General features: G+C 64.0%; 8 protein-coding genes and 4 tRNA genes. 7 read left to right on the top strand and 5 right to left on the bottom strand.

Going from position 1 to position 6,946, the window contains the following annotated elements; genetic code table 11:
* Positions 1-35 precede the first annotated feature (35 nt).
* A complete protein-coding gene (locus BN1119_RS03690) occupies positions 36-674 on the bottom strand; it encodes an NAD(P)-dependent oxidoreductase (protein WP_041994108.1) in 639 nt (212 codons plus the stop codon).
* 101 nt (positions 675-775) lie between these two features.
* Here BN1119_RS03690 and BN1119_RS03685 point away from each other — a divergent pair, with 101 nt between their 5' ends.
* Entirely contained in the window at positions 776-1,684 is a 909-nt protein-coding gene (locus BN1119_RS03685; RefSeq protein WP_041994105.1) for a LysR family transcriptional regulator, read from the top strand.
* Positions 1,685-1,776: 92 nt separating this feature from the next.
* Here BN1119_RS03685 and folD read toward each other — a convergent pair whose 3' ends face one another.
* The gene (folD, locus tag BN1119_RS03680; protein WP_041994102.1) at positions 1,777-2,631 is read right to left on the bottom strand and encodes a bifunctional methylenetetrahydrofolate dehydrogenase/methenyltetrahydrofolate cyclohydrolase FolD; all 855 of its coding nucleotides are present in this window, start codon (positions 2,629-2,631) and stop codon (positions 1,777-1,779) included.
* Between the two features lie 212 nt (positions 2,632-2,843).
* Between folD and BN1119_RS03675 the strand changes: the two genes are divergently transcribed.
* From BN1119_RS03675 to ykgO, 6 genes are all read left to right on the top strand, one after another.
* Positions 2,844-2,920 (top strand) — tRNA-Pro (locus BN1119_RS03675).
* A 62-nt stretch (positions 2,921-2,982) separates the two neighbouring features.
* Positions 2,983-3,059: transfer RNA gene (locus BN1119_RS03670), tRNA-Arg, on the top strand.
* Positions 3,060-3,097: 38 nt separating this feature from the next.
* Positions 3,098-3,173, top strand: a tRNA-His gene (locus BN1119_RS03665).
* Between the two features lie 55 nt (positions 3,174-3,228).
* Positions 3,229-3,311: transfer RNA gene (locus BN1119_RS03660), tRNA-Leu, on the top strand.
* A 284-nt stretch (positions 3,312-3,595) separates the two neighbouring features.
* The gene (locus tag BN1119_RS03655) at positions 3,596-3,865 is read left to right on the top strand and encodes a type B 50S ribosomal protein L31 (protein ID WP_041994099.1); all 270 of its coding nucleotides are present in this window, start codon (positions 3,596-3,598) and stop codon (positions 3,863-3,865) included.
* Entirely contained in the window at positions 3,862-3,987 is a 126-nt protein-coding gene (gene ykgO / locus BN1119_RS03650) for a type B 50S ribosomal protein L36 (protein WP_005909330.1), read from the top strand. Before BN1119_RS03655 ends, ykgO begins: the two co-directional genes overlap by 4 nt.
* Before the next feature lie 70 nt (positions 3,988-4,057).
* Here the strand turns inward: ykgO and BN1119_RS03645 are convergent, their stop codons facing one another.
* From BN1119_RS03645 to BN1119_RS03635, 3 genes are read right to left on the bottom strand one after another with little or no spacing between them, the layout of a single operon-like run.
* Positions 4,058-4,828, bottom strand: a complete 771-nt coding sequence (locus BN1119_RS03645) for an ABC transporter substrate-binding protein (RefSeq protein WP_041994096.1) — start codon at positions 4,826-4,828, stop codon at positions 4,058-4,060.
* Between the two features lie 53 nt (positions 4,829-4,881).
* The gene (locus BN1119_RS03640; RefSeq protein WP_041994094.1) at positions 4,882-5,697 is read right to left on the bottom strand and encodes a carbon-nitrogen hydrolase family protein; all 816 of its coding nucleotides are present in this window, start codon (positions 5,695-5,697) and stop codon (positions 4,882-4,884) included.
* A gap of 8 nt (positions 5,698-5,705) precedes the next feature.
* Positions 5,706-6,857: a methionine aminotransferase gene (locus BN1119_RS03635; RefSeq protein WP_041994092.1), complete on the bottom strand. Its 1,152-nt coding sequence runs from the start codon at positions 6,855-6,857 to the stop codon at positions 5,706-5,708.
* Positions 6,858-6,946 lie beyond the last annotated feature (89 nt).

Raw genomic sequence — 6,946 nt, 5'->3', positions numbered from 1 at the left:
GGGAGGCCATGGCCTCCCTGCTTGCTGTGGGGGGATCAGTAACCCAGGGTGAAACGCTGGCGCAGGTGGGTCGGGTGTTCCACCTCGGCGAGTATCCCGTCCGCCAGATCGCCGACCCGGATCCCGGCGGGCTTGTCGCCATGGAACAGCACCTGATCCCCACCGAGACGATAACCGCCGCGCTTCTCGCCGGGCTCCAGAAACACGGGGGGAGAGACGAATCGCCAGTCCAGGCCGGTTTCACGGCGAAGGGCCGTCAGGCCGTCGCGGGCGGCCAGGGCGCCCTGCTTCCATTCGACCGGGAAGTCCGGGGTATCCACCAGCTGCACGCCGGGGGCGATTTCCAGACTGCCGGCACCACCGACCACCAGCAACCAGCTGTGGGCGGTCACGGCCGCCGCGACTATGGCTTTTGCCCCTTTGAGGTACTGGTCGTAGATGTCCGGCGCACTCCAGCCCGGGTTGTAGGCGCTGATCACCCGGTCGTGCCCCTTGAGCACGGCGGCCAGGGCCTGGGGATCCTGCGCATCCACGGCGACGGCGGTGACCTGCGGGTGAGGGGCCAGCTTGCTGACGTCGCGGACGATGGCGGTGACGTGATGGCCACGGCCGATGGCCTCGCTCAGGATGGCGGATCCGACGAAACCGCTGGCACCGATCAGGGCTATTTTCATGGGGACTTCTCCTTCACTGTGGGAATGGGGCCATCCTACGCCCCCGGATGTGATTTAATAATCCATCATAAAATACATTCACTTGTAAGCTGGATTTAATAATGGAACCGCTCAGGCGTTACGCCATCTTCGCCGCCGTGGTGGAGGCGGGCACCATGACGGGGGCCGCCAAGGCCCTTGGCATGACCCCTTCCGCCGTCAGTCAGCATATCGGCCAGCTGGAAGAGCTGCTCGGCCTGACCTTGCTGCATCGCTCTACCCGTCGCCTCAGCCTGACCGAGGCGGGGGAGCTGGTCTGGCAGGGATGCCAAACATTGCGCCAGACCCTGGATCAGATCGATCTGCGCCTCGGTGAGCTGCGCGACAGCCTGGTGGGGGAGGTGCGGATCACGGCGCCGGTGGGCATGGCGGGGCTGCCGCTGGCCCAGGCGCTCGCCCCCTTGCTCTCGGCCCACCCCGGGCTGCATTTCGCCATCATCGCCGATGACGGCAAGCGGGATCTGCTCAAGGAGCGGATCGATGTGGCGCTGCGGGTCGGCACCCTGGCTGACTCCAGCCTGGTGGCGCGCCGGCTCGGGGAGGTCTCCATGCTGCTGTGCGCCTCTCCCGCCTATCTGGCCAGGCGAGGGATACCCAGGCAGCTGGCCGAATTGCCGGACCATGACTGGTTGCTGACCGATTCCCTCGATGGCGCCCTGTGGCTGAGGGACGAGAAGGGAGAGCCCCACGGGCTGACGCTCGTGGGGCGGGTCATCTGCAACAATGTGCTGCCCCTGCGCCAGTTTGCCCTGGCAGGGCAGGGGATAGCCCTGCTGTCGGAGGCGGAGGTGAGCGAGGATCTGGCCCTGGGGCGCTTGCAGGAGGTGCTGCCCGCCTACCGGATGGCCCCCATGGCTATCCATGCCATCACCCCGGAGCGAGAGGTTTCCCAGAAAGTACGTCGGGTGTTGACGGCGTTGCAGGACTATTTTGGTCAGGGAGGCCGTGGGCGTCAGTCACGGCCGGGATGAGCGGTGCTTCGGGGCGGACATGGAAAGGGGGAGGAGATAGAACGAGAAGGCAGGCCTGAGCCTGCCTTGTGGGTTGATGGCGGCAGACGGGATCAGCCGTGGTAATCGCGACAGGCGATCAGGGTATTTTCCATCAGGCTGGCGACCGTCATGGGGCCGACGCCACCCGGTACCGGGGTGATGAAGGCGGCATGGCTGCGGGCGGTTTCGAACTCCACATCCCCCACCAGGGAGCCATCGGCGAGGCGATTGATGCCGACATCGATCACCAGGGCACCAGGCTTGACCCACTCGCCCGGGATGAAGTTGGGCTTGCCCACCGCGACCACCAGCAGATCGGCACGGCGCACCTGGGCTTCCAGATCCTGGGTGAAACGGTGACAGGTGGTGGTGGTGCAGCCGGCCAGCAGCAGCTCCAGGGTCATGGGACGACCGACGATGTTGGAGGCGCCGACCACGACGGCGTGCAGGCCGTGGGTCTTGACGCCGGTGGCCTCGATCAGGGTCATGATCCCCTTGGGAGTGCAGGGGCGCAGGGCTGGGATACGCTGGGCCAGACGGCCGACGTTGTAGGGGTGGAAGCCATCGACGTCCTTGTCGGGACGGATCCGCTCCAGCACCTGGGTGGTGTCGAAGTGGGCGGGCAGGGGCAGTTGTACCAGAATGCCGTCGACGTCCCCATCCTGGTTCAGCTGGTCGATCAGGGCCAGCAACTCAGCCTGGCTCGCCTCGGCGCTGAGATCATAGGAGCGGGAGACAAATCCCACCTCCTCACAGGCGCGGCGCTTGCTGCCGACATAGACCTGGGACGCGGGATCCGCGCCCACCAGGATCACCGCGAGCCCGGGGGCACGCTCTCCTGCGGCCAGTCGCTGCTGGACTTCTTTCGCCACCTGGCTGCGAATCGTTTGCGCAACCTGTTTTCCGTCAATGATTTTGGCAGACATCGTTCTTCACTCACCATGGGTTCAACTGTGCGTATTGTCGCATTTTTTTAGCCAGGGTGTTAGCGGCGTGACACGGGCGGGCAAGAAGTAGGCACTTGAATTTATTGGCGGAAAAATTCGTTGACGCTGGCTTTGGCGCTTGGGTATGATGCCCGCCCGTTGCCCATCCGCCCTATCGCGGATAAGCTGTTGGCAACCTTGCACATGTATTTCGGTGATTAGCGCAGCCCGGTAGCGCATCTGGTTTGGGACCAGAGGGTCAAAGGTTCGAATCCTTTATCACCGACCATTTTACCGATGCATTTCATGGCACCAGGGCAAGCCCGGTGGATATGAAAGCTTTGGATAAATGCGCCCTTAGCTCAGTTGGATAGAGCAACGGCCTTCTAAGCCGTGGGTCGCAGGTTCGAATCCTGCAGGGCGCGCCATCTTGCTTTGCCAAGCATGGTACTCGTGTTTTTCAGTGGTGGCTGTAGCTCAGTTGGTAGAGTCCCGGATTGTGATTCCGGTTGTCGTGGGTTCGAGCCCCATCAGCCACCCCATTATCTCTTTCTGTTTGCCTGGTCCGCTGGCCGGTGGCGAGCAGTGAACCTCTTTGCGGAAGTGGCGAAATTGGTAGACGCACCAGATTTAGGTTCTGGCGCCCAGGCGTGAGAGTTCGAGTCTCTCCTTCCGCACCATGTCTGATGACAAGCCGGAGTCTCCGGCACAAAAAGGCCCGTCCATGACGGGCCTTTTTGCATCTATTGCCCCTGTGGTGCCCTCCACTTGACTGCTTGCCCACCATGTCCACTGTTCTCGCCATGCCGAATCCTCACGCCGACGCGTTGCCCATCTGGTGCGCGTATCCGTGGGCGAGCAGGGCCCATGCCGGTGCCCTTGTCGCCACTTCGGTTCTGCTATTGATAATGGTTCTTGATTGGGATAACCTAGGCTTTGTTATAACATAACAATAGAGGCTATGATGAAACCCGATCTCCATCCCGATTACCGTCAGGTGCTGTTCCACGATGTGACGGCCAATACCTATTTCCTGGTGGGATCCACCCTCAAGACGGATCGCACCCAGGTGTGGGAGCAGGACGGCAAGGAGTACCCCTATCTGACCCTGGATGTTTCCAGTGCCTCCCATCCCTTCTATACCGGCAAGCAGAAGCAGGTGGGCAGTGAAGGTCAGGTGGCCCGCTTTGGTCAGCGTTTCGGCGCGTTTCTCGGCAAGCAGGGGGCGGCATGAAGGTACTCGCCTCTCTCAAATCCGCCAAGACACGCCATCCAGACTGTCAGCTGGTGCGTCGGCGCGGCAAGCTGTTCGTCATCTGCAAGAGCAACCCGCGTTTCAAGGCGCGCCAGGGGTAACCTGTTCTGGATACATGAAGAGGGGGCGATCCGATCGCCCCCTCTTCTATGATGGTTGCTCCGTCCCGACTCAGAGCAGGTCTTCGAGCTGGTACTTCTTGAGCAGGGTGTCGAAGGTACCGTCGGCCTTGACGCTCTCGATGGCGGCATCGAACCGGCTCTTGAGCTTGTCATCGTTCTTGCGCAGGGCCACCGCCACCCCTTCTCCCAGGATCTTGTCCTGGGTGCCGTTGAACTGGGGACCGACGAAGGCGAACTGCTTGCCCATCTCCTTGTCGAGGAAGCCCACCTTCAGCTGCACCATGTTGCCGAAGGTGTAGTCGGCGCGGCTGGACTGCAGATCCAGCATGGGGGACTGGGCGTTGACGTAGCGCTTGATCTTGGCCACGTCGCCGTAGCGGGCGGTGATGAAGTTGTCCTGGGGGGTGCCCTCCTGCACCGCGATCACCTTGCCCTTGAAGTGCTCGGGGGTGTCGGCAAAGTCGCCCGCCTTGTCGCTGCGCCCCACGAAGCGGTTCTGCATCATGTAGTAGACCTGGCTGAAGGCGACCTTCTGGCGCCGCTCGTCCGTGATGTTCATGGAGGACATGATGGCGTCGTACTTGCGCACCTGCAGACCGGGCAGCAGGGCATCCCAGGGCTGGTTGATCACCTCGCACTCGGCCTTCATGGCCGCGCACAGGGCATAGGCGAGATCGACCTCGAAGCCGCCGAGCTTGCCGCTGCTGTCGACCATCTCGAACGGGGGATAGGTGGCGTCGGTGGCGATCACCAGGGGTTTGGCGGCGGCCTGGCCGGCGGTGGCCAGGGCCACCAGCATCATCAGTGTGTTGAGTTTCATGGTCAGTCCCTTGAAGTGTGGTGTCATTCCTAGCGTGCTAAAGGGTGCCGGCCTCAAGGGCCGACGGCTATCTTGCGATGGGCGAGGGCCGGCAGCTGGCTGCGCACCCTGCGCTGGGCCGCCAGATCCAGGGTGGCGATGGCCAGTCCCTGACCCTCCTCTACCTGTGCCAGCACCCGGCCCCAGGGATCGATGATCATGCTGTGGCCGAAGGTGCGCCGCCCGCCGGGGTGGTGCCCCCCCTGGGCACTGGCGAACACGAAGGCCAGATTCTCCACCGCCCGGGCCCGCAGCAGCAGCTCCCAGTGCGCGAGCCCCGTGGTGTGGGTGAAGGCCGCGGGCAGGGCGATGAAGTCGGGGGTTGGATCGAGTCGAAACAGCTCGGGGAAGCGCAGGTCGTAGCAGATCCCGACGCGCAGCATGCCCCAGGGCAGGGGATGGCTCACCACCTCCCGGCCCGGGCTCATGGTCGCGGCCTCGTCATACTGCTCCTGTCCGGTGCAAAAGCCAAACAGGTGCAGCTTGTCGTAGCGGCTCGCCAGCTCCCCGTTGGGGTCGATGAGCAGGCTGCTGTTGTGCATCTTGCCGGGTTCGTCGCTCTCAAGGGGCAGTGTGCCGGCCAGCAGCCAGACTCCGAGCTCCCGGGCCAGCTTCCGGGCCCAGGCCAGCAGGGGATGACTGTTCACGGGAGCGGCCAGGGCCACTCGCGCCCGCTCATTTTCCGGCATCAGGTAGAAGTATTCGGGCAGCAGGGCCAGCTCGGCCCCCTCGGCCGCGGCCTGGCGCAGCAGCGCCTCGGCCTGGGCCAGGTTGTGGTCGAGATCATCCCCGGAGACCATCTGGAGGACGGCAACGCGCAGTGAATCCATGGTGCCTCCTAGACGCCGCACAGGCGCTCGGCGCCCGCCAGCAGGGTGTCGTCATCCTTGGAGAAGGAGAGGCGGATGACCCGCTGATCCGTGCCGTCGTGATAGAAGGCGGAGACCGGAATGGTGGCAACCCCGTGATCGCGAATGAGCCGCTGCACGAAGAGGCTGTCCGGCTCGTCGCTTACCCGCTCGTAGCTCGCCAGCATGAAGAAGCTGCCCGCCGAGGGGAGCAGGGTGAGGCGCGAATCCGCCAGGGCCGAGGTCAGCAGGTCGCGCTTGCGCTGGTAGAAGGCCGCCAGCCCCTGATAGTGGGCCGGTTGCTGCAACAGGTGGGCGAAGCCGTACTGCATGGGGGTGTCGGCGGCGAACATGGCGAACTGGTGCACCTTGCGGATCTCCTCCATCAGGGGGCGGGGCGCCACGCAGTAACCCACCCGCCAGCCGGTGACGTGGAAGGTCTTGCCGAAGGAGAAGACGGCGACGGAGCGCTCCACCAGCTCCGGATAGCGGATGACGCTCTGGTGCAGGGCGCCGTCGAATACCACGTGTTCGTACACCTCGTCCGAGAGGATCAGGATATCGGTGCCGCGCACCAGGCGGGCGAGGCGCTCCTGATCCCCTGCCTGCCAGACGGTGCCGGTGGGGTTGTGGGGGGTGTTGAGCACTATCATGCGGGTGCGGGGGGTGATGCGGGCGGCCACCTCCTCCCAGGGGATGGCAAAATCCGGCGCCTTGAGGGCGATCACCACAGGAGTGGCTCCCTGCAGCTGGATCATGGGGCGGTAGCTGTCGAACGCCGGCTCGAACATGATCACCTCGTCCCCGGGGTGAACCAGGGCGGTGATGGCGCAGAACAGGGCTTCGCTGGCGCTGGCGGTGATGGTGACCTCTTCGCCCGCGTCATAGTGATGGCCGTAGCTGGTCGCTATCTTGGCCGCCAGTTGTTCGCGCAGGGCGGGCAGCCCCGTCATGGGGGCATACTGGTTCTCCCCCGCCAGCATGGCCTCGTGGGTCACCCGGATGAGCTCGGGATCGCAGGGGAAGCTCGGCGCCCCCTGGGAGAGGTTGATGCTGGGATGGCGGGCGGCCAGATCCCCGATCACGCTGAAGATGGTGGTGCCCACCTGGGGCAGTTTGCTGACGATGCGGGGGGAAGACATGGGGCCATCACCTATGTGTGTGAATGATGTCCCTTTTTAGTCCTCGCGCCCTTGCCGGACAACGGATTATTCGGCATGGTATGCGTGAG

Source organism: Aeromonas bivalvium, from assembly GCF_000819765.1.
Taxonomy (GTDB): domain Bacteria; phylum Pseudomonadota; class Gammaproteobacteria; order Enterobacterales; family Aeromonadaceae; genus Aeromonas; species Aeromonas bivalvium.
The sequence above is the reverse complement of the archived record's forward strand: the minus strand, read 5'-3'. Positions and strand labels throughout refer to the sequence as shown.